20 protein-coding genes are annotated in these 20530 nt (G+C 68.3%); 10 read left to right on the top strand and 10 right to left on the bottom strand.

What is annotated here, in order from left to right; genetic code table 11:
* Positions 1-24 precede the first annotated feature (24 nt).
* On the bottom strand, positions 25-444 hold the full coding sequence (locus OZ671_RS22580) for a MucR family transcriptional regulator (RefSeq protein WP_268862809.1): 420 nt from the start codon (positions 442-444) through the stop codon (positions 25-27).
* Positions 445-974: 530 nt separating this feature from the next.
* On the opposite strand from OZ671_RS22580, the gene OZ671_RS22575 reads away from it, so the two are divergent.
* Positions 975-3113, top strand: coding sequence for a S9 family peptidase (locus tag OZ671_RS22575; RefSeq protein ID WP_268862808.1), 2139 nt, complete (start codon positions 975-977; stop codon positions 3111-3113).
* 12 nt (positions 3114-3125) lie between these two features.
* On the opposite strand, the gene OZ671_RS22570 is transcribed toward OZ671_RS22575, so the two are convergent.
* Both OZ671_RS22570 and OZ671_RS22565 read right to left on the bottom strand, forming a co-directional pair.
* Positions 3126-4283 carry an MFS transporter gene (locus OZ671_RS22570; RefSeq protein WP_268862807.1) on the bottom strand — a complete coding sequence of 386 codons (1158 nt, stop codon included), beginning with the start codon at positions 4281-4283 and terminating at the stop codon, positions 3126-3128.
* A gap of 183 nt (positions 4284-4466) precedes the next feature.
* Positions 4467-5066: a superoxide dismutase gene (locus tag OZ671_RS22565; protein ID WP_268862806.1), complete on the bottom strand. Its 600-nt coding sequence runs from the start codon at positions 5064-5066 to the stop codon at positions 4467-4469.
* A gap of 327 nt (positions 5067-5393) precedes the next feature.
* Here OZ671_RS22565 and OZ671_RS22560 point away from each other — a divergent pair, with 327 nt between their 5' ends.
* Complete coding sequence (locus OZ671_RS22560) at positions 5394-7064, top strand: hypothetical protein (protein WP_268862805.1); 1671 nt, start codon at positions 5394-5396, stop codon at positions 7062-7064.
* A gap of 49 nt (positions 7065-7113) precedes the next feature.
* On the opposite strand, the gene OZ671_RS22555 is transcribed toward OZ671_RS22560, so the two are convergent.
* Positions 7114-7980 (bottom strand): branched-chain amino acid aminotransferase, encoded by an 867-nt coding sequence (locus OZ671_RS22555; RefSeq protein ID WP_268862804.1) that lies wholly within the window; start codon positions 7978-7980, stop codon positions 7114-7116.
* Positions 7981-8161: 181 nt separating this feature from the next.
* Here OZ671_RS22555 and OZ671_RS22550 point away from each other — a divergent pair, with 181 nt between their 5' ends.
* Positions 8162-8833, top strand: coding sequence for a haloacid dehalogenase type II (locus OZ671_RS22550; protein ID WP_268862803.1), 672 nt, complete (start codon positions 8162-8164; stop codon positions 8831-8833).
* Here the strand turns inward: OZ671_RS22550 and OZ671_RS22545 are convergent.
* Together OZ671_RS22545 and OZ671_RS22540 are read right to left on the bottom strand one after the other, a co-directional pair.
* Positions 8812-9261, bottom strand: coding sequence for a SufE family protein (locus OZ671_RS22545; RefSeq protein WP_268862802.1), 450 nt, complete (start codon positions 9259-9261; stop codon positions 8812-8814). The two genes, OZ671_RS22550 and OZ671_RS22545, sit on opposite strands and share 22 nt — an antisense overlap.
* Before the next feature lie 58 nt (positions 9262-9319).
* A complete protein-coding gene (locus tag OZ671_RS22540; RefSeq protein WP_268862801.1) occupies positions 9320-9715 on the bottom strand; it encodes a hypothetical protein in 396 nt (131 codons plus the stop codon).
* A 354-nt stretch (positions 9716-10069) separates the two neighbouring features.
* Here OZ671_RS22540 and OZ671_RS22535 point away from each other — a divergent pair, with 354 nt between their 5' ends.
* Genes OZ671_RS22535 through OZ671_RS22525 form a run of 3 tightly spaced genes read left to right on the top strand, consistent with a single transcriptional unit; the run spans position 10070 to position 13074 of the window.
* The gene (locus tag OZ671_RS22535; RefSeq protein WP_268862800.1) at positions 10070-11884 is read left to right on the top strand and encodes a PAS domain-containing sensor histidine kinase; all 1815 of its coding nucleotides are present in this window, start codon (positions 10070-10072) and stop codon (positions 11882-11884) included.
* 1 nt (position 11885) lies between these two features.
* Positions 11886-12689 carry a peptidoglycan-binding domain-containing protein gene (locus OZ671_RS22530; protein ID WP_268862822.1) on the top strand — a complete coding sequence of 268 codons (804 nt, stop codon included), beginning with the start codon at positions 11886-11888 and terminating at the stop codon, positions 12687-12689.
* A gap of 25 nt (positions 12690-12714) precedes the next feature.
* Entirely contained in the window at positions 12715-13074 is a 360-nt protein-coding gene (locus OZ671_RS22525) for a DUF1491 family protein (protein WP_268862799.1), read from the top strand.
* A 33-nt stretch (positions 13075-13107) separates the two neighbouring features.
* Here the strand turns inward: OZ671_RS22525 and OZ671_RS22520 are convergent, their stop codons facing one another.
* Positions 13108-14193, bottom strand: a complete 1086-nt coding sequence (locus tag OZ671_RS22520) for a hypothetical protein (protein WP_268862798.1) — start codon at positions 14191-14193, stop codon at positions 13108-13110.
* 504 nt (positions 14194-14697) lie between these two features.
* On the opposite strand from OZ671_RS22520, the gene OZ671_RS22515 reads away from it, so the two are divergent.
* The 4 genes from OZ671_RS22515 to OZ671_RS22500 all read left to right on the top strand — a co-directional run bounded on the left by OZ671_RS22515 (position 14698) and on the right by OZ671_RS22500 (position 17070).
* The gene (locus OZ671_RS22515; protein WP_268862797.1) at positions 14698-15447 is read left to right on the top strand and encodes a F0F1 ATP synthase subunit A; all 750 of its coding nucleotides are present in this window, start codon (positions 14698-14700) and stop codon (positions 15445-15447) included.
* Between the two features lie 27 nt (positions 15448-15474).
* Positions 15475-15792: a quaternary ammonium compound efflux SMR transporter SugE gene (gene sugE, locus OZ671_RS22510; protein ID WP_268862796.1), complete on the top strand. Its 318-nt coding sequence runs from the start codon at positions 15475-15477 to the stop codon at positions 15790-15792.
* A gap of 91 nt (positions 15793-15883) precedes the next feature.
* Positions 15884-16216: a hypothetical protein gene (locus tag OZ671_RS22505; protein WP_268862795.1), complete on the top strand. Its 333-nt coding sequence runs from the start codon at positions 15884-15886 to the stop codon at positions 16214-16216.
* 29 nt (positions 16217-16245) lie between these two features.
* Positions 16246-17070 carry a hypothetical protein gene (locus OZ671_RS22500; protein ID WP_268862794.1) on the top strand — a complete coding sequence of 275 codons (825 nt, stop codon included), beginning with the start codon at positions 16246-16248 and terminating at the stop codon, positions 17068-17070.
* 6 nt (positions 17071-17076) lie between these two features.
* Here the strand turns inward: OZ671_RS22500 and OZ671_RS22495 are convergent, their stop codons facing one another.
* From OZ671_RS22495 to OZ671_RS22485, 3 genes are read right to left on the bottom strand one after another with little or no spacing between them, the layout of a single operon-like run.
* Positions 17077-17664: a DUF1254 domain-containing protein gene (locus OZ671_RS22495; RefSeq protein ID WP_268862793.1), complete on the bottom strand. Its 588-nt coding sequence runs from the start codon at positions 17662-17664 to the stop codon at positions 17077-17079.
* Complete coding sequence (locus tag OZ671_RS22490) at positions 17661-18233, bottom strand: DUF1214 domain-containing protein (protein WP_268862792.1); 573 nt, start codon at positions 18231-18233, stop codon at positions 17661-17663. The genes OZ671_RS22495 and OZ671_RS22490 overlap by 4 nt, the downstream gene beginning before the upstream one ends.
* Positions 18234-18253: 20 nt before the next feature.
* On the bottom strand, positions 18254-20440 hold the full coding sequence (locus OZ671_RS22485) for a transglycosylase domain-containing protein (protein WP_268862791.1): 2187 nt from the start codon (positions 20438-20440) through the stop codon (positions 18254-18256).
* Positions 20441-20530 lie beyond the last annotated feature (90 nt).

The raw sequence follows: 20530 nt of genomic DNA, 5'->3' as shown, positions 1-20530 counted from the left end.
ATCGTCGGCTGTCGCCGTCGGCGCTCAGCGGCCCTTGCGGCGGCGCTGCTGTCCGAGGCCCATCTGCTTGGCGAGCTGCGAGCGTGCCGCAGCGTAGTTCGGCGCAACCATCGGATAGTCGGCCGGCAGGCCCCACTTCTCGCGATAGTCTTCCGGCGACAGATTGTACTGCGTGCGCAGGTGGCGCTTCAGCGACTTGAACTTCTTGCCGTCCTCCAGACAGACGATGTAGTCCGGGGTGATCGACTTCTTCACCGGCACGACCGGCTTCGGCGGCTCGGCGGGGACTTCGATCTTGCCTGTTGAAATATTCGTGAGCGCGTTGTGGACGCTGTTGATCAGGCCGGGCAAGTCGCTGGTGGACACAGAATTATTGCTGACATAAGCCGAGACGATATCGGCAGCGAGCTCGATATAGTTGTTTGCGCTCAACGAGTCGGCCATGGCTTTGCTAATCCTCTAAAAAGCGGCAGAAGCTGCCGCCGTGACATTCATGCGCTTGAAACGCTTAGCATGTGGCGTTGTTGTTCCGACGCTCATCACCTAGCGACAAGCCGATTCGGAAAATCGTCACTGGCAGGCAGATACTGCTGTTGAGATAAGGTTTCAAGGCCAATATGCAATAAATCAAGTAAAATCGAATTGCGATTATCCGCCGCAGTCACATTCGGTCATCTTTTTGTCAGGCGACCCTGCAGGAATGCGAGCGGCGCCGGTAGCTGTACAACCAGATTTTGCGCGCGTCACGCGCAAACTGCCCAAGAAATCCGTTGATTGCCGGCCTGCAGCCGTCCACTTACCTGATGAGGCCGGCCGCGATCGGCCTGCGGCAGATCAGTACGCAGGCGCCGACAGCAGTCACATGACGGCGCCACAGGAGCGTCAGTAGGAGACATCTTACCTATTCTTGGCCGCCATGGTCTGACCAAATTTCTATCCACCTGTCCAAATATCCTGATGACGAGGATTTGCCGATGACTGACAAGCGCGCCCGTCTCGACGCCGCGGCGGCAGCCGCACCGGTGGCCGCGCGCCAGCCGGTCGAGAAGATCATGCATGATGTTGTGCTGCGCGACGATTATGACTGGCTGAGGGCGGCCAATTGGCAAGCGGCCATCCGCGACCCCTCGCTGCTGCCGGCACCGATCCGGACCTATCTGGAGGCGGAGAACGCTTATGCCAGGGCGGTGCTGAAACCGGTCGAGCCGCTGATCGACGCGCTGTTCCAGGAAATGAAGGGTCGGATCAAGCAAGACGATTCATCGGTGCCCGCGCCCGATGGTGCCTGGGAATATTACGAAAGCTTTCGCCTCGGCGGACAGCATCCGATGATCTGCCGTCGTCCGCGCGGGACGACCGCCGGCGAGCAGGTCATGCTCGATGGCGATGCTCTCGCCGACGGCAAGCCGTATTTCGATCTCGGCGCGGCGGCGCACAGCCCGGACCACGCAAGACTGGCCTGGAGCCATGACGACAAGGGTTCGGAATTCTTCACCATCGCGGTGCGCGACCTCGCGACCGGACAGGATCTTGGCGACCTGGTGACGGAGACCGGCGGCGATGCGGTCTGGTCGGCCGACAGCACGGCCTTCCATTACATCAGGCTCGACGACAACCATCGGCCGCTCAAGGTCTTCCGCCATGCCATCGGCACGGATGCGGCGGCCGATCGGCTGGTCTACGAGGAAACCGACACCACGGTCTTCGTGGGGCTCGATCGAGCGACGTCGGGCGACGTCGCCTTCATCACCGGCGCGCAGAGCGATTCAACGGAAGTCCGTCTTCTCGATCTGCGCGATCCAGCCGCGGCGCCCCGCCTCATCCTGCCGCGCGAGGACGAGGTGAAGTCCCATCCCGACCACCATCCCTCCTATGAGGGGCGGCCGACATTGTTCATCCTGACCAATGCCGACGGCGCCGAGGACTATAAGGTCGTCGTCACGCCGGCTACCGATCCCGCGCGTTCGGCCTGGCGGGAACTCGTGCCGCACCGTCCGGGCGTGCTCATTCTGTCGATCACCGTGCTGCGGCGCTGGCTGGTGCGGCTGGAGCGCGAGAATGCCCTGCCGCGCATCGTGGTCCGGCACCTGGAGACGGGCGAGGAACATGCCATTGCCTTCGACGAGGAGGCCTATTCGCTGGGCATTGTCGGTGGCTACGAATTCGATACCGATACGCTGCGTTTCGCCTATTCGTCGATGACGACGCCGAGCGAGATCTGGGACTACGACATGGCGCGGCGCGAGCGTGTCCTGCGCAAGCGCCAGGAGGTGCCGTCCGGCCATGATCCATCGGCTTATGTAACGCGCCGCCTGCTGGCGCCCGCCGCCGACGGCGAAACCGTGCCTGTCTCACTGGTCTATCGCAAGGATCTGGCGCTCGACGGTACCGCACCGCTGCTGCTCTACGGCTACGGCTCCTACGGGGCCTCGATGCCCGCGTCCTTCTCCACGACGCGCCTGTCGCTGGTCGACCGCGGCTTCGTCTACGCCATCGCCCACGTGCGCGGCGGCATGGAGAAGGGCTATCGCTGGTACCGGAACGGCAAGCGCGAGCACAAGCTCAACACCTTCACCGATTTCATCGCGGCGGCCGAACATCTGGCCGCCGAGCGGTTCACCGCGCCCGGGCGGATCGTCACCCATGGCGGCTCGGCCGGCGGTCTCCTGATGGGCGCCATCGCCAATATGAGACCGGAGCTCTGGGGCGGCGTGATCGCCGAGGTTCCGTTCGTCGACCTCGTCAACACCATGCTCGACGACACATTGCCGCTGACGCCGCCGGAATGGCGCGAATGGGGCGATCCCATTCGCGACGCCGACGCGTTCCGGCGCATGCTCGGCTATTCCCCCTACGACAATGTCGCGGCCCATGCCTATCCGCCGATCCTGGCGCTCGCCGGCGTCTCGGATCCGCGAGTGACCTATTGGGAGCCGGCCAAATGGGTGGCGCGCCTGCGCGCCGCCAAGACCGATGCGAACCCCGTCCTCCTGGTGACCAACATGGATTCGGGCCATGGCGGCGCGGCCGGCCGGTTCGATCGGCTGAAGGAGGTGGCCAAGGCCTATGCCTTCGCGATCGCCGTGGTTGGCGCGCGGGACGCGGTGGCGTGACCCATCTCAGGGTCAGCCGGCCACCGCCGGCCGGCTTTCCCGGGCGAGCAGCAGCAACAGGTGGGCGATGCCGACCAGCCCGGCAAGGACGGCGGCGATGCCGATGCCGGGAATGCCACCGGCGCTTTTGGCCAGTCCGGCGATCGTCGCGCCGAGTGACGCGCCGACATAGATGCAGGCGGCGCTGAGCGAGAGCAGGACCTGCGTGCGATCCGGGTCGAGCGCCACGAGGCGGGCCTGCTGGGGCACCGACATGGACCAGCCGAAGCAGGCCCAGCCGAACAGCAGCAGGCCGCCCAGCCAAGGCGTTCCCCATGGCAGCAAGGTCACGGCCGCCATCATCGGCACGGGCAGTATGGTGGCGACGATCAGCGCGCGGTTCGCGCCGATGCGATCGGTCAGGTGACCGCCGAGCGCATTGCCGGCGACCGAGCCGAGGCCGTAGACGACGAGCAGGAGCGCCACCAGCTGCGGGCCGCCGCCAGTCTTTTCCTCGATGATTGGCGCGAGGAACGTGTAGGGGATCCAGGCCGCGCTCATGATGGAGGCGGTGAGCAGCACGGCAAAAGCCAGCCTGGGCGTCGCCAGGGTCGACACGAGGTCGGCGAGCCGGGCCGGCGCGACCGGGATGGCTCGCGGTACTTTCAGCGCCAGCGCGACCGTCATGGCGGCGGCGACCGCGCCGACCATGCCGAAGACCGGCGCCCAGCCGAGGCGGTAGCCGAGATAGCTGCCGGCCGGCAGGCCGAGCACCTGGGCAAGGGTGAGGCCGCCATAGATGATGGCCAGCGCCTGGCCGCGGCGTTCGGCCGGCACCGAGGCGATGGCGACGCCGGCGGCCGTCGGCGAATAGAGGCCGGAGCCGACCGCGGTGACGATCCGTCCGACATAGAGCATCGTCGCGTTGGTCGCGAGCGCGGAGACGGCGAGACCAAGGCTGAACAGGGCCAGGCCGGCAACCAGCACGGTGCGCCGGTCCAGCCGGCCGGTGGCCGACGTCAGCAGCGGCGAGCCGAGGGCATAGGCGATCGCATAGGCGCTCATGACCCAGCTCGCCCCGACCGGGCCGAGGCCGAGATCGCGTGACATGGGGCTGATGACGCCGATGACGGCAAAGGCGCCCATGCCGACGACGAAGGTTGCGGCGGACAGCAGGAGGAGGAGCGGCATGGAGCCTCGCGCGCCCGAGCCGGCAGGATGATGCCGTCAGCTTAGCGCGGGCGCCGCCGCGGGCGAGGTCCTTGCCGGCATGACCGCTGCGCCGCCAGGACATGACGGTCCGGAAACGACAGGGCCCCGGCGGAGAACCGCCGGGGCCCTGCCCGGAGAAGCGCCGCCGCAGTCAGGCCGGCATCACTTGGTCGCGGCCTGGAACATCTCGTCGACATAGTCCCAGTTGACCAGATGCTCGATGAACGCCTTGGCGTAGTCCGGGCGCCGGTTGCGATAGTCGATATAGTAGGAATGCTCCCAGACGTCACAGCCGAGGATCGGCTTGGCGCCATGCACCAGCGGGTTCTCGCCGTTCGGGGTCTTCATGGCCACGACCTTGCCGTTCTGCACGGCGAGCCAGCCCCAGCCGGAGCCGAACTGGGTGACGCAGGCCTCGATGAACTTGGCCTTCATCTCGTCGATCGAGCCGAAGCCGTCGATCAGCGCCTTTTCCAGTCCGCCCGGGATCTTGCCGCCGCCGTTCGGCTTCATCCATTTCCAGAAGTGGATGTGGTTGTAGTGCTGGCCGGCATTGTTGAACAGGCCGGCATTCTTGCCGAACGAGCCCTTGACCACCTCTTCCAGGCTCTTGCCTTCGAACTCGGTGCCCTTGATCAGGTTGTTGCCGTTGTTCACGTAGGCGAGGTGGTGCTTGTCGTGATGATACTCGAGCGTCTCCTTGGACATGTAAGGCTGGAGAGCATCGTGAGCATAGGGCAGATCGTCGAGCGTGAAGGACATGAGCTGTCTCCTGGAAAGACCGTTCCGGGCCTGGGGCACAGATGACGGCGATGCAAAGCAACCCCGTCTTGATAGGCCCGACCTTCCGGCGGGGCAATTGGGGAAGCCGCAGGTGAGGCCAAAGTTGCGAGAATCTTATGACATGCCTTTGATAGGCTGTAATAAACGGCGAAGAATCAGGCCGATGCAGCCCGGGCCACGCGGGTTGAAAAGGAAGACCCCATGATCCTGCTCCTCCAGGCCATCGCCGTTGTCCTGACGATCGCCGGCGCCGTCACCTTCTATCTCGGCAATGACCCGAGCATGCTGAGCCTGGGCAACACGCTGATGATCGTCGGCGCGATTGGCGCGGTCGGCGGCCTCGTTCTGTTCGCGCTGAGCGTCATCGCGAGCCGCATCGATCGGGTCGCGCGGGGCATCGACACGCTGAAGCTCGGCGTCACGCCGGCTCCGACCATGGTGCCGGCGCTGCGGCCCGCCGAGGTCGAGCCGCGCGGGGACGCGGTGCCGGCTGGCGGGGGGATCGATCTGTCCGCGCTGCGCGCTGCCGAGCCCGTGCGCGTCGAGCCGCCCGTCGTCGATCAGCCGCCGGCGCTACGCCGCGACAGGCCGCCGCTGCGCGCCGAGCCGGCGAAGGTCGACGAGGCCGAAGCGGCACGGCCGGTCCCGCCGATGCCGCTCCCGACCAGGCCGGTTCCGATGGAGCCGACGCCGGTCGAAGCCGCGCCGGTCGAGGCGGCCAAGGGGGAGCCGGCTGTGGTCGAGCCCGCCAAGGCCGAACCCGCCAAGGCCGAAACAGCGAAGGTGGAATTGCCGCCGATCGAGCCTGTCCGGACGGAGCCCGAGGTCGCGCCTCCCGTCGTCGCCGTGCCGACCGGAGCCGAGCCGGCGCCTCACGTTGCTGCGGAACCGCCGGCGGAACCGCCGCGGCGCATGACCTTCCGCGAGCGTTTCGGCTGGAAGTCCGCCGCGGCGACGGCCGGCGCCGCCGCTGCCGTCGGCGCCGTCGCGGCAGGGGCTGCCAGCAGAGCCGACGAGCGCCGTGCCGAGCCGGTTCCCGCGCCGGAGCCCGACGACAGGGCCGGTACCGAGCCGGAGAACCGGGGTGGCAAGAGCCTCGAGGAGATTCTCGGCGGAGCCTTGGCCGATCCGAAGCCCGCGGCCGCGGTCCCGGTGCCGCCTCGCCCCACGCGCGTGGTCGAAGAGGACGATCTGATGGCGCGGCTCAGGGCATCGATCCTTGGGCCGGATCCGGCCCCGGCCCCGGCGGCGTCGGAACCGGAGGCCGCACCGGATCGGGAAGCCGGGCCGGCCGAAGAGCCGGCCGAACAGCCGGCGTCGGTGGGCGAGGAACCGAAGGCGCAGGGTTCCTCAATCGAGGAGGAACTCGAGAAGGCCCTGAAGGCGGCCCTCGGCCGCGAGGTGTCCGCGACGCCGGATCCGCGCGATCGGTTCGTGCCCACGCCGGCCCGTTCCGAGGCGGAACCAGAGCCGGAACCGGAAACGCCGCGCCCGACACCGCCGACCGGCGAGGGAGCAATGGCCGCCCTTGCGCGGGATTTCCCGGAACTCGGCGATATTCTGAAGCGGACGCCGCCGCCCGAGCCAGTCGAGCCCGTGGTGATCGGGCGCGATGGCGACGAGATCCATGACAGCCATGCGATGGAGAGCGTGGCGGAGGAGCCGGTGGAGGCGGAGCCAGCTCCCCGGCCGCAAACCGAAGCGCGCGAAATCAGAAAGCCCGCCGATGCCGAGCCCGCCGATGCCGAGCCCGCTGTGGACGAGCCGGCGGTGCCGCCGCGCGCCGCGCCCGAGCCGGCTGCACCGGCACCGGCGGCCGACACTGCGCCGGCGCGGGCCGCCCCCTTGTTGCGTGAAGGGGTGATTGCCGGAATTCCCTTCCGGCTTTATGGCGACGGTTCGATCGAGGCGGACCTGCCGTCCGGCACCACGCGTTTTGCGTCCCTGCGCGATTTCCGCGCGCATGTCGGCGGCTGACCGTCCGGTCCGCCCGCGCGCGGCGGTTCATCCGCCGCCCGCGCGCCCGTCAGATGCGCGGACCGCTCGCGGCATAGGCGAGGTAGAGTTCGCGCGCCTTGCGTCCCATCGGGCCGGGCTGCAGCGTGCGCTCATCGATGCGCGTGATCGGCACAACCTTCGAATAGTTGCCTGAAGAGAAGATCTCGTCGGCCCCGGTGAAGTCGCCGTAGGTCAGGCTCTTTTCGACGACCGTCACGCCGGCCTCGCGCAGCAATGCGATGGTCCGCTGCCGTGTGATGCCGTTCAGGAACGTGCCGTTCGGCACGGGCGTATAGACGATGCCGTCCTTGGCCAGGAAGATGTTGGACGTCGCGGTTTCCGCGACATTGCCGAGCATGTCGCGAACCAGGCAGTTGTCGAAGCCGCGGGCGCGGGCCTCGCGCAGGGCGCGGGCATTGTTCGGATAGAGGCAGCCGGCCTTGGAATCGGTCGGGGCGTTTTCGATGGTCGGGCGGCGGAACGGCGACAGCGTGATCGAGCTCGCGCCGGGTTCGCCCATCGGCGCCTCGTAAAGGCACAGAAGGAAGCGTGTGGTCTCCGGGTCGTTCAGGATGGCGCTCGGCCCGTCGCCTTCGGCCCAGTACATCGGCCGCACATAGAGCGCGGTCTTGCCGTCGAACTTGCGGGCCCCTTCGCGGGCGAGCTCGACGATGGCGTCCACGGTCATGGTCGCCTTCATGCCGAGCGCGTCGGCGGAGCGGTTGAGCCGGGCGGCGTGCTGATCCATGTCGGGCATCAGGCCGTTGAACACGCGCGCGCCGTCGAAGACGGATGAGGCCTGCCAGAAGGCATGGCTGCGCGGGCCGGTCAGCGGCGGATTGCCTTCCAGCCACGCGCCGTCGACATAGGTCCAGGTTTGCGACCATTTGGTCATTGGGCTCTCCAGAACGTTTCCCCGGCAAACTTAGCCTGTCATGCGCGGCGGGCATCATGAAATGTCGTGATCGGTGGCCTGCGGCGGCGGGATGCCTGTCGATTCCGGAAAGACAGTTTTGCCATTGCGCTTCGGCCCGTCCTGGCGACCATGAGATGTCTTCCGACAGGAGCTGTCCGCCATGGCGCACCGCCAGTTCATGTTCGATGCCTACGGCACGCTGTTCGACGTCCATGCCGCGATGGCCAGGGCGGGGGCTCGGCTTGGCGACAAGGCGGACGCGATCTCGCAGCTCTGGCGCACCAAGCAGCTCGAATATTCCTGGACCGGCACGCTGATCGGCGGTTTCGCCGATTTCTGGACGCTGACCGAGCGCAGCCTCGACTTCGCGCTGGCCCGTCATGGCTTCGCCGATGCCAGCCTCCGCGCGGCCCTGCTCGACGCCTATCGCACCCTTTCGGCCTATCCCGATGTCGTCCCGGCACTGGCGCGGCTGAAGGCGGCAGGGCACGGTCTTGCCATTTTCACCAATGGCACGCGGGCGATGGTGGAGGCGGCGATTGCCGCGGCCGACCTTGGCGGTGTCATCGATCAGGTCGTGACGGTCGAGCCCCTCGCGGCCTACAAGCCCGCGCCGCCGGTCTACGCCGCAGCCCTGGCCGCTGTCGGCGTGGCGCAGCCGGCCGACATCACCTTCGTTTCGTCGAACCGCTGGGATGTCGCGGGTGCCGCGGCTTTCGGCTTCGCGACGGTCTGGCTCAACCGCGCCGGCCTGCCGGACGAATATCCCGACTGGCGGCCGGACCGGATCCTGTCGGATCTCGGCGCGCTTCAGCCGCCGGAAGCGGGTTGAGCGGCAAGGGCGGCGCGCGCGTCGCGCCGGATCCGCTCGATCATCGAGCGCACGCCGTTCGAGCGCTGCGGCGTCAGGTGCTGCTCGAAGCCGAGCGTGCGGAAGAGTTCGAAGGCGTCCTCGGCGACGATCCGGCTGGCGGTCTTGCCGGAATAGAAGGCGAGGGTCACCGCCACGAGGCCCTTGACGATATGGGCATCGCTTTCGCCCTCGAAGGTCACGACCGGATCGGCGCCGGGGCCGACATGCGTGACCAGCCAGACATTGCTGGCGCAGCCCTTGACGCGGTTCGTCTCGTTGCGCTGCTCTGCCGTCAGCGTCGGCAGTGACCTGCCGATCTCGATCACGTACCGGTAGCGCTCCTCCCAGTCGTCGAGCAGGGCGAAGGCTTCGGTGATGTCGTCGATCGTCATGGTGGTTGCGGTCATGCCCGGCATATAGCGAGCCCGGCGCCCGAAACAAAGGCCTGCCGGATGCCTTTGCCGGTCAGACCGGCCGGCGCCGCGGCAATGGCGCGGTGCGCGGCGCGTTGCCTGCCGCCGGCGGCGTGAACCCGCCGAAGGGAGCCTGCAGATCCGCGGGGGTCAGCGTATCCTGGGTTGCCGGCGGTTGCGGCAGCGCCTGCCGGCCGGCCTCGGCGGCCTCGCCGATCAGGGCGGCGCCGCGCGCGCAGGTCTGCGGATTGTCGCGACAATAGTCCAAGGCCTTGCCGGCAAGCCCCTGGGCGACGCCTTCCGGCGTCAGCCGACCGGTCGCCGGCGCGGCGCTCGGCGCGGGTTCGGCCGTCTGCGGTGGCCGCGCCGTCGACGTGAACAGGCCGCGGTCCGGCAGCAGCAGGAACACCAGTCCAAGCCAGAATACCGCCTTCAGAAGGAAGTACATGACGCCGCTTTCCGGTCCCTCGTCCCCCTCGAATTCGGTCCGCGCCGTCCCCACGAGGCGTCGATCCGAGCGATCAAACTCGGCGCGCGAGGTGAACATGCCGTTGGCGAACAAGGTAAATTTCGCACGTGCCGCGGCGATCTCGCGTTAAGGTTGACGCGCCCGTGCCGCGCGCGATCCCGAGGTCGGGCGGCGCTCCCGCCCGGCAACTGTTCCTTCACCATCCGCCCGGAAACCACCCGCGCCGGCCGGGCGATCGGTCGGTCGCCGGCCGACTTAGGGTTTCTTTCATGCGCCGCTGCCATGCTGAGGGTCCTGAAGAAACGGCGGCAGCCGCGTGTTGAGGTGAGTGCGTTGGGTCAGAACGCCTTGATCGGTTCGGTGAGATCCTATCTCGACGGTCTGGTTCATCCGGCCGCCGCGATCGATCCGATTCTGTTCATTCGGCACCGTGCCTTCATTGCCACCCGGCTGATGCCGGGGCTGCTCGCCTTTTCGGCGCTGCCGCTCTACTTCGCCCTGCAGGGCGTGCCCGGCCCGCTCGAAGCGCTCACCTTCGGCTGGCTGCTGCTGCCGATCGCCATCGCCTTCTATCTTTCGCGCACCGGGCGCTATGAGACGGCCCATCTCTATTCGGCCGCGGCCCTGACCGGCATCGTCGCGCTGGTCGCCGCGCTCAGCGGCGGCGCGGGTTCCTTCGTCGTGATCTGGTTCGCCCTGGTGCCGGCCGAGGCCGTCCTGTCGGGGTCACGCCGCGTCGTGGCCGCCGCCGGCGCCATGGCGCTCGGCGCCGTCGCGCTGATCGGCCTTGCGGATCTTTTCCAGCTTCTGCCGGCCGCGCGCACCAGCCCGCTCGGGGCGGGGGTCGCGGCCTTCGCCTCCGTCGCGTCAGCGGTCGTCTACGCGCTCGGCCTCGCCCTGTCCGCGGCCATCGTCAGCCGCACCGGCGAAGAGGTGCAGTCGGTCGGCGAGGAGCGTTACCGGCTGCTCGCCGAGCATATGAGCGATCTGATCACCCGCCACGGCCGTTCCGGCACGGTGACCTTCGCCTCGCCCGCCGCCGAGCGCGTGGCCGGCGTCGCGCCGGCGGCGCTCCATGGCCAGGGCCTGTTCGACCGGGTCCACATTGCCGATCGGCCGGCCTATCTCAATGCGCTGTCGCTCGCCTCCGCCCGGGGCGCGGCGACCTCGGCCGAGTTCCGTCTGCGCCGCGACAGGCCGGAGGGATGCGAGCCCGTTTTCGTCTGGGTCGAGATGCGCTGCCATCCGCTGACCGCCGCGGGCGAGGAGCCGCAGGTGGTCGCCGTGCTCCGCGACGTCTCTGAGCGCAAGTCGCACGAGGCGGCCGTCGATGCGGCACGCTCGGATGCCGAGCGCGCCAACGAGGCCCGCGGCCGGTTCCTGGCCAATGTCAGCCATGAACTGCGCACGCCGCTGAACGCCATCAACGGTTTCTCGGAAATGCTGATGCAGGAAGAGGCCATGCGCCTCGACCAGGCGCGGCGCAAGGAATATGCGACGCTGATCCGCGATTCCGGCGAGCATCTGCTCAATCTCGTCAATTCGATCCTCGACATGTCGAAGATCGAGAGCGGCAATTTCGAGATCACCGCCGAACCGTTCGATCTCGCCCAGCTCATGGCGCAATGCGTCCAGATGATGCAGCTCAAGGCCGAGGAGGGCGGCATCCGCCTGGTTGCCGATCTCGCCGATGGCCTGCCCGAAGTGGTTGGCGACAAGCGGTCTTACCGGCAGATCGCGCTGAATCTTCTGTCCAATGCCATCAAATTCACCAAGAGCGGCGGTACGGTGAAGCTTGGCCTGCGCCGCGATGGCAGTGCCGTGCTGCTCTCGGTTGCCGATACCGGCATCGGTATCGCTGCGGCGGATCTGCCGCGCATCGGCAGCCCGTTCTTCCAGGCGCGCGCCAGCTACGACCGGCAATATGAGGGCACCGGCCTCGGCCTGTCCGTGGTCAAGGGCCTTGCCGAGCTCCATGGCGGCAGTCTGGATGTCGCTTCCGTGGTCGGGCAGGGCACCCGGGTGACCCTGCGCATGCCGATCGATTGCGAGACCGCGCGCAGCGTTGTGGAGCGACTGCCCGTTGCCGCGCGCAGCGCGCCTCTGGCGCCCGCTTCGGTCAAACAGGAGGGCCGGAAAATTGCGTGACGTGTCCTATGACGAGGATGATCTGCGTCCCCGCCGGGCGCGCGCGATCGAAACCGATTTCGATGACGATCCGCCGCCGCGCCTGCCGTTGTGGCGCCAGGTGCTCGGGCGCAACAAGGGTGACATGCTGGCGGTGGCCTGCGCCGCCTTCGTGGCGCTCGGCATCGGCGTGAACGCGCTCGCACGTCAGAGCGGGCCGCATCCGGCGCCGCTGTTCGCCGCCAGGGTCGAGCCGCAGGCGGCGCCGGTTCCGGCCGTCCGCCCGGCCGACATGCAGCCGACCGCCTCCATCGCGCAGCGCGTTCCGAACGAGCGCGTGGCCGAGCAGCGCGTCGCCGAGACGCCGCCGCCGGCACCCGCCGCCCCGACGGCTCCGGCAGGGCGGTCGCGCAACGAGGTCGTCGCCGATATCCAGCGCGAGCTGGCGAGGCGTTCGCTCTATGACGGCGCCATCGACGGGCTGACCGGCCCGCGCACCGACGCGGCCATCAAGCGTTACGAAAGCCAGGCAGGCCTCAGGGTCTCGGGGGAGGCGAGCGAACAGCTGCTGAACCACATGCGTCGGCCGGCCCAGCGTCGCGCCGCCGCGCCGGCTCAGGCCCCGGCTTCGGCGCAGTCGATCAACCAGTTGCTGGCAGCCGACGCTGCCGGACCTACGCCGCGCCCTCAGCCGGCGCGCCCGCAACCCCAGCCGCGCGCCGAGGGGCCGCAATCGATCGCCCAGCTCATCAATGCCAGCACCGGACCGGCGCCCGCGCCGCGCCCCGGGCCGCAGGCGCGGCCCGCCGCCCGGCCCGCTCAGTGATGGCGCTGGCGCAGGCATCGGCGCCGTGAGCGATCGCGTCACGTCCGAATTCTGGGTCGCGGCCTATTTGCGCCGCGTCCGCATCGAAGGCGCCTTTGCCGTTCTGCGCCGCCGCGGTGCACCCGAAGCCGGAGCCATCGCTGTCGTGGTCGTCCGCCGCGACCGGCTCGCCGCCCTGTTCCTGCAGGCGCCGCAATCGGCCTTCGACACGGCGAGGCCCGGCGACCGCCTGTTCGTTCCGGCCTATCCGGACGTCTTCGTCGAGGAACGCCGGGTCGACGAGAAGCTGGCACGCGAGATCGACTTCGATCCGGATCTGTGGATCGTCGACGTCGAGGACCGCGACGGCCGCTCGTTTCTCGATCTGGCAAGTGCTCCGGGCTGAGATCCCGCCGGCGGCGAAGCGCGGGCGGCTCGGTCAGCCGTCCTTCAGGCGGCGGCTTGCCGGCCGCAGCGGCATGGCGGGCCGATTGGCCGGACGGGGGGCGGTGCTCGCAGCCTGCCGTGCGCCGATCCGATCCGACCCGTCGAGCGCATGAACCGCTACGTGGCGGCCGTGCCTCTGGGGCTGAGCGACGGCCGTGCCCGCGGCGCGCCAGGACTGCACGAGAGCAACGGCCACCATGCGCGGCAGGGCGTCGTAAAGAGCGGCCAGGCCATGGACACGCTCGACCGAGGTCGCCACCGCGGCATGGGCGAACAGCAGGATGCGGATCGCAGCCTCGCGGCCGAGGTCGAGCGCGCGGGCCGCCACCACCAGGGGCTCGCCGGTTTCATCCTCGGCGATGCGCCGGGCGATGACGGGATCGATGCGCAAATCGTCGGCGATGGCTTCGGCGAGAGCGCCCGGGCGGCGCGACAGGGCGGCAAGCTCGATCGAGCGTCCGGCCGCCGGCTCGGCGGCGGGAAAGCCCGCGCCGCTGCCGGCTTCGAGCGCGAGGCCGGCAATGATCGATTCCCGCAGGGACGGCCCTGCATCGAGGAAGCGGCGGCCAAGCTCGGCATCGGCCGGGACCGGCAGCTCCGGTTCGGTCGGTTCCGATTGGCGCGCTTCGAGCGCAGCTCCCACGCGTGGGTCGTCCATCTCCTCGAGCGCGACCAGGGCGGCAAGGCCGAGATCGGCCCGCGATGCGACGGCAAGCGCCCGCTCGGCATCGCCCGAGCGGACCGCCTGATACATGTCGTCCTCGGACAGGGCCTTGGAGCGGGCGAGGATCGGGAAGGCGACCCGGACCGTGTCGTTGGCAAGTCTGCGGGCGACGGCGGTCGGGGTCTGCGGATGATCGGCAAGCTTGGCCGCGACGATCGCTCGATCGTCTTCGCTGGCCTTGGCGATGAGATGCAGCACCAGTTCGCCGAAGCGCGTGATTTCGGCTGCGCTGTGCTGCGGCTCGGCCACGAACTGGTCGACCAGCACCCGCAGCAAGGTCTGGCGCACGTCGATACCGTTCGACCGGGCAAGCCCGATCAGGCTTTGCACATGAGGCAGGCGCGGCGTGGACATGCGGACCCGTTGGCGGAAACATTTCGGCTGCTGTGAAAGATGAGATTAGGGGTGATCTGCTAACGCCTCGTTAACTAAAAGACATTCGAGTAACCTGCTGATATTGCTGAATTTGACGAGGGTGAGCGGAAGCGGATCGGCAGGCGCCGGAACTCGTCCGCGCCGCCTGCGACAAGAGGCGCCGCCGGATGGCCTTGCATCGGCGGGCGGCTGCGGCTAGCAAGGCCACCGGGCGCAGGACGACCTGCGCCGACACCACATCGGGGACGGCCCCATGGTCTCGGCTTGACGAGACATGGAACGGGAGCCGTCGCATGCGATGTCGCAATGGGGCCTGCATCAGGTCAGGCCCGCAATTCTCACAATCCGGAAGGTTTCGCGGGCGGCTTCGCCCGGCGCGTCCACACGCCGTCCCGCGAGGCGCCCGGCGCCCCGCGCCACGGCGGCGGCCTGTGTCGGAGCCGCGGTCGTCCCGTCCGGTCTCATGCACCAGGGAGCCGCGGCATGGCCGGTCCAATCGAACAATTTGAGATCAAGCGGCTCTTCCGTGTCGCCGAAATTGCCGGCCAGGAGATCCATTTCACCAATTCGGCGGCCTACATGCTGCTCATCGTGCTGGGCAGCGCGCTGTTCCTGTTTCTCGCCACGCGCCGGCGCCAAACGGTGCCCGGGCGATGGCAGGCGGGCGCCGAAATCCTCTACGACTTCATCGCCAAGACCTTGCGCGAGAATGCCGGCGAACAGGGCATGCGCTTCTTTCCGCTGGTCTTTTCGCTGTTCATCTTCGTCCTCGTGGCGAACCTGATCGGCATGTTCCCCTATTCGTTCACCGTCACCAGCCACCTCGTCATCACCTTCTCGCTGGCCATGCTGGTGTTCCTGACGGTGACCATCTACGGCCTGATGCGCCATGGCCTCGGCTTCTTCCGGCTGTTCATGCCCTCGGGGATTCCGCTGGCGCTTGCGCCGATCATCGTGCCGATCGAGCTGATCTCCTATCTGTCGCGCCCGGTGAGCCATTCGGTCCGTCTCTTCGCGGTCATGCTCGCCGGCCACATCACGCTCAAGGTCTTTGCCGGCTTCGTCGTCGGGCTCGGCAGCCTCGGGGCGATCGGCATGCTGGGCGCAGTGCTGCCGCTGGCCATGACGGTCGGCCTGACCGGCCTGGAATTGCTGATGTCGGTGATCCAGGCCTACATCTTCACCATGCTCACCTGCATGTATCTCAACGATGCGCTGCATCCGGGCCATTGAACGGCCTGCCGGCACGGAGAACTTTTCATGGCATGGGTCTATCTGGTCCTGGCGGGCATCTTCGAGATCGTCTGGGCCTCCTTCATGAAGCAGTCCGAGGGTTTCTCACGCCTGGTTCCGAGCGTGATCACCATCGTGACCATGATCATCAGCTTCGCTCTGCTGGCGCTCGCCATGCGTTCGCTGCCGCTCGGCACGGCCTATGCGATCTGGACGGGTATCGGCGCCGTCGGTGCCTTTCTGGTCGGTGTCTTCATCCTTGGCGAAGCCACCACCCTGTTCCGGGTCGCCAGCGTCTCGCTGATTCTTGCCGGCATCGTCGGCCTGAAACTGTCGACCACCTGACACCCCCGACACGGCATGCTGCCCGATCACGTGTCGCGTTCCGCCGTCGCGGCAGGACGCGGCGCGGTCCCGGCCGCGAAAGCTGATTCACTTGTTAAATCCGGGTTTACCGGCTGTTAACGAAACTGAAGCCTTACTGAAAACGACCGGCGAATTCCATCCGCCGGACATGGTCGCCATGGAGGTCGGCACGGAGGAGCGTTTGATGGGTTCAGTGCTTCGATTCCCGCTCGAGCGCCGCAAGGCGCAGCGTCCCTCTTCCGACATCGATGCCGACAGTGGCCGCCTGCTGATTCTGCCTGTGATCCAGGTCGAGCGGCACGACGCGCCGCGTGCGATGCCCCATCCGGCCGCCAAGCGTCCGAACAGCCACCTTCCGAGGTCCGGCGGCGACAAGCCGCGCCGCGGCCGCCGGAGCGCCTGACAGTCTCATTCTCCCCGAGGGGTTGCATCATGCCTTGCGCCTGGCCGCCGCGACTGGTGCCTTCACCGGTGCGCTGGGCTCTCGCCGCGGCCCTGACCGCGACGCTCGGCGCCTGCGGCCCGCAACCGGGTGATTTCGGCCGGCCGCGCCCCAATGTCGTCAATGACGAGATCATGCCGGCGGTCGGCAATGTCGCGGCGCGCCAGCGCGGCGAACCCGTCTCCGGTTATTCCTTCACCGATGCCGAGCGCGAACTGCGCCAGCTCGGCTATGCGCTGATCATGCCGACCCATCCGCGCGACGGCTGGAATCAGTACTGGGCCGAGCTGCGGCGCACGCGCATCGGCGATCCCGTCCGCTTCGATCCCGATCCGCGCGGCTACGGCCACACCCTGATGCGCGAGGACTACCGGTCCTCCCGGTCCCGCTTCATCCGCATGGTCGACGACATGCGCGCCGATCGGTCGCGCATCGAACCGTTCTGTGCCAAGGCGGTTGAGGTGGCCAATGCCGACCGGATCCGCGAGGGCGCGATCGGCTACATCGCCGACCTCTCGTCCGTCGAGATCCGCAGCGCCCGCGACCGGATCGCCGAGAACCGCATGATCATCGGCTGGGTCCGGCATGGGCTGAACCAGCATGTCGCCGCCTACCGCCGCGCGCTCAACACGCAGCTGGTGGCGACGCCCGACCAGGAGGCGGTGCTGGCCGAGCGGGAGCTGGCCGGGCTGGAGGCCGACATTCAGCGCATGAATGTCATCTGCGCGGGCGGCGCCGTCCGCGGCACGGTCGGCGTCGAGCAGGCGAGCCCCGGCTACTATCCCACGACGCCGCGGCCGCTGGTGGTGAAGTAGCCGGCATCAGTTGCCCGCGGCCTCGTCGCCCGTCAGGATCTCGCAGCGCGTCTGCTGCGCGAGCTGGTCGCGGACGAGGGGGGCAAGCCCCGGCTGGGCGGCGAGCGCCCGGATCAGCACGAAGCCCTGGCTTGTCGGCGAAACCATGATCAGATTGTCGGCCTGTGTTTCATCGTCGCCGGTGGCGAGTTCGCGTCGCTGGGTCTGCGTGACGACGAAAAGATCCATCGTCCGGCGCGTCGCGGCCTTGTCGTTGACGGCCCCGAAGGCGAGGCCGGTCGCGGTGTAGAGCGCGATGGCCGTATAGTGCGGCGTCACCGGCGCGCGGATATGCAGGATGCCGCCCGTGAGGTCGAAACGGCAGATCGCCGTCTCGAAAGCCGGATCGGCCAGCGGCAATTGTGGCGTCGCGCCTTCTCCCAGCATGGCGACCTGGTTGACGGGGACGTCCTTCAGCCGCGCCCGGACATCGTCGGGGGCGACCTGCGGCAGGGCGAAGACCGTCACGATGTGGATCGCGAGGCCGAGAATGAGACCCGCCGCGATCCAGAGGCCTGGACCTTTGAGCAGGCGTCCGAGCGTCCCGCCGATCATGGGCAATGGACCCTTGCGACCGCCGGCAGGCCGGTGCTGGTCGAAATGGTGGTGGCGATCGGCGTGTCGTAGAGCCTGAGGATCAGCCGGATGGCCTCGCCGCCGCCCGACGGCAGCCAGTTGCCCGGCCGGGCCGCCGGCGCCACCGTCATCTCGAGCGGCTGATCGGCCGCGCGCAGCACCTCATAGCTGGTAAAACCCCGCCTTTGACCGGCCGGGGCTGCCGGTTCGTTGTTGCTGTCGACCACGCCGAGCGTCCAGAACCGGGCCGGCGGCATCTGGCCGGAGACGCGGTAGGTGCAGCGCCCGTCGAGCCTCCGGCCCGTCTCGTCGGCATCGGCGGTCAATGTCAGGCCGTCGGCAAGCGCCAGGGGCAAGGTGCCGAGCCGGGCGGTGACGGCGCGGGCATAAGGATCGGCCTCCAGCGTGCCGGCCTTCGGCGTTGCCGTCCAGGGCCCGATCTGCAGCACGCCCGCGCCGGTGCCGCGCCCGACGGATACGGCGGTGAGGCCGAGCCCGACCGCCGCCCCGAGGGCCAAGGTGAGGAAGATGCCGGTGACGCTGCGCACGGGGCCTGTTCCCATCCCGGTCAGCGCAGGAGCGGCGGCTGGAGGTCGACGGCGGAGACCGGGCCCGGCCGCAGCGGCGCCTCCCAGGCATCGCGCATCAGCCGCTCGATCCGGCCGAGAACGGCCTGCGAGCGGCGCGAGAGAACCTGCGGCCTCTCGGACAGGCCGGCGGCCGGCGCGGCCGTGCCCGCGGCGGGCGGCGCGTGCGGCCGGCTGGTGTCCGGTTGCCCGAAGACCGGCCGGCGTTCCAGTCCCTGATGCGCTGCGGTCATCACCCGGCTGAAGGTCATGGCAGGCAGCGAACCGCCGGTCATCCGGTTGGTTTCCGAATAGTCGTCATTGCCGAACCAGATGCCGGCGGCATATTGGCTCGAAAAGCCGATGAACAGGGCGTCGCGGTAGGAGTTGGTGGTGCCCGTCTTGCCGGCCACCTGGACGCCCTCCACCTGGGCGCGCCGGCCGGTGCCGGATTCGACCACGCCGACCAGCATGGCGTTCATGTCGGTCGCAACGGGCGCAGAGAAGACCTGCCGGCGTGCCGGCATGTCCCGGTCGGCGCGCCAGACCACGTCGCCGTGCGAATTGCGGATCTCGACGGCGGCATGGGGTGTCACGCTGCGCCCGCCCGAGGCGAAGGTGGCATAGGCCGTGGTCAGTTCCATCAACGTCACCTCGGCGGCGCCGATCGGCAGCGGCGCGGAATCGGTGAGCGGCCGGGTGATGCCCATTTCGCGCGCGGTCTGGATGATCTTCTGCCGGCCGATGCGCGAGTCGCCCCGGCCCATCTGCTGGGTCAGGATGACCGGAATGCTGTTGATCGAGCGCACCAGGGCGGACATGACCGTGGTCCGGCCGGAAAAGCTGCGGCCATAGTTCTGCGGGCACCAGTTGCCCAGGCAGATGGGCCGGTCGACCACGATCGAGCGCGAGGTGATCAGGCCTTCGCGCAGCGCCGTGCCATAGACGATCGGCTTGAACGAGGAGCCGGGCTGGCGCATGGCTTCGGTCGCGCGGTTGAACTGGCTCGCGCCATAGTCCCGGCCACCGACGATGGCGCGCATCGTGCCGTCGACGTCCATCAGCACGACGGCCGCCTGGGAGGCGCCATATTCGTTGCCGTACTGGCGCAGGACCGTCTCGACCGCGAGCTCGGTCTGGCGCTGGACGGCGAGATCCAGCCCGGTGCGCACCGTCAGCACCCGGTCGGTGAGCGCCGGCGTCTGCGCGACCAGACGTTTCACGTCGTCGAAGGCATAGTCGAGATAATAGTTGGGCACCGCCTCGTCCTTGCGGTCCATCGGCGTTGCCGGGTTGCGGCGCGCGCCGAACACCTGGCCCTCGGTCATGAAGCCGGCCTCGACCAGGTTGTCGAGCACGGTATTGGCGCGGGCGCGGGCGGCCGGCAGGTTGGCATGCGGGGCGAAGCGGGTCGGCGCCTTGAACAGGCCGGCGAGCATGGCGGCTTCGGCCAGCGTCACGTCGCGCACCGACTTGCCGAAATAATATTCGGCGGCGGCTTCGGCACCGAAGGCGCCGCCGCCCATATAGGCACGGTCGAGATAGGCCTTGAGGATCTCGGCCTTGGTCGCGCGCGTTTCCAGCCACAGCGCCAGAAACGCCTCCTTGATCTTGCGCTCGATCGAGCGTTCGTTGGTCAGGAACAGATTTTTGGCGAGCTGCTGGGTGATGGTGGAGCCGCCCTGCACGACGCCGCCGGCGCGCGCATTGGTCATGACGGCGCGCAAGGTGCCGATCACGTCGATGCCGTAATGCTCGAAGAAGCGGCGATCCTCGGTGGCGAGCACGGCCTTGATCATGTGATCGGGAAAATCGTCGAGCGGCACCGAATCGTTGTGGCGGATGCCGCGCCGGCCGACCTCGTTGCCGTAGCGGTCCTGGAACACGACCGACAGTTCGCTTTTTTTCAGCCAGTCGCCGTCGGTGGTCTCCCGGAAGGCGGGGATGGCGGCGGTGAGCAGCACCACCATGCCGAGCGCGCCCAGCGTCGCGCCTTCCGACAGGAGTTCGGCGGCAAACCGCTTCCAGCCATAGACCTGGACCCGGTCGGACAGGTCGGCAAGCCGCTCCCAGCCGCGCCCGATCAGACCGGCGAGGCGCCAGGCCCCATCGGTCAACCGTGCGTCGAGATCGAGGAAAAAGCGCCTTGCGGCCTCTCCCCAACCCCCGCCGGGTGGCAAATCGGTCACGTCGGAAACGTCCTTTATGCGGATCTCTTGACGATCCGATTACCATAGCGGAAACGGCGGATATGAGCCAACAGCGCCGGCCGGTGCCCG

The organism is Phreatobacter sp. AB_2022a (genome assembly GCF_026847585.1).
Classification (GTDB): Bacteria; Pseudomonadota; Alphaproteobacteria; order Rhizobiales; family Phreatobacteraceae; genus Phreatobacter.
Note: the sequence above shows the minus strand (reverse complement) of the source record. Positions and strands in the feature narration are given on the sequence as shown.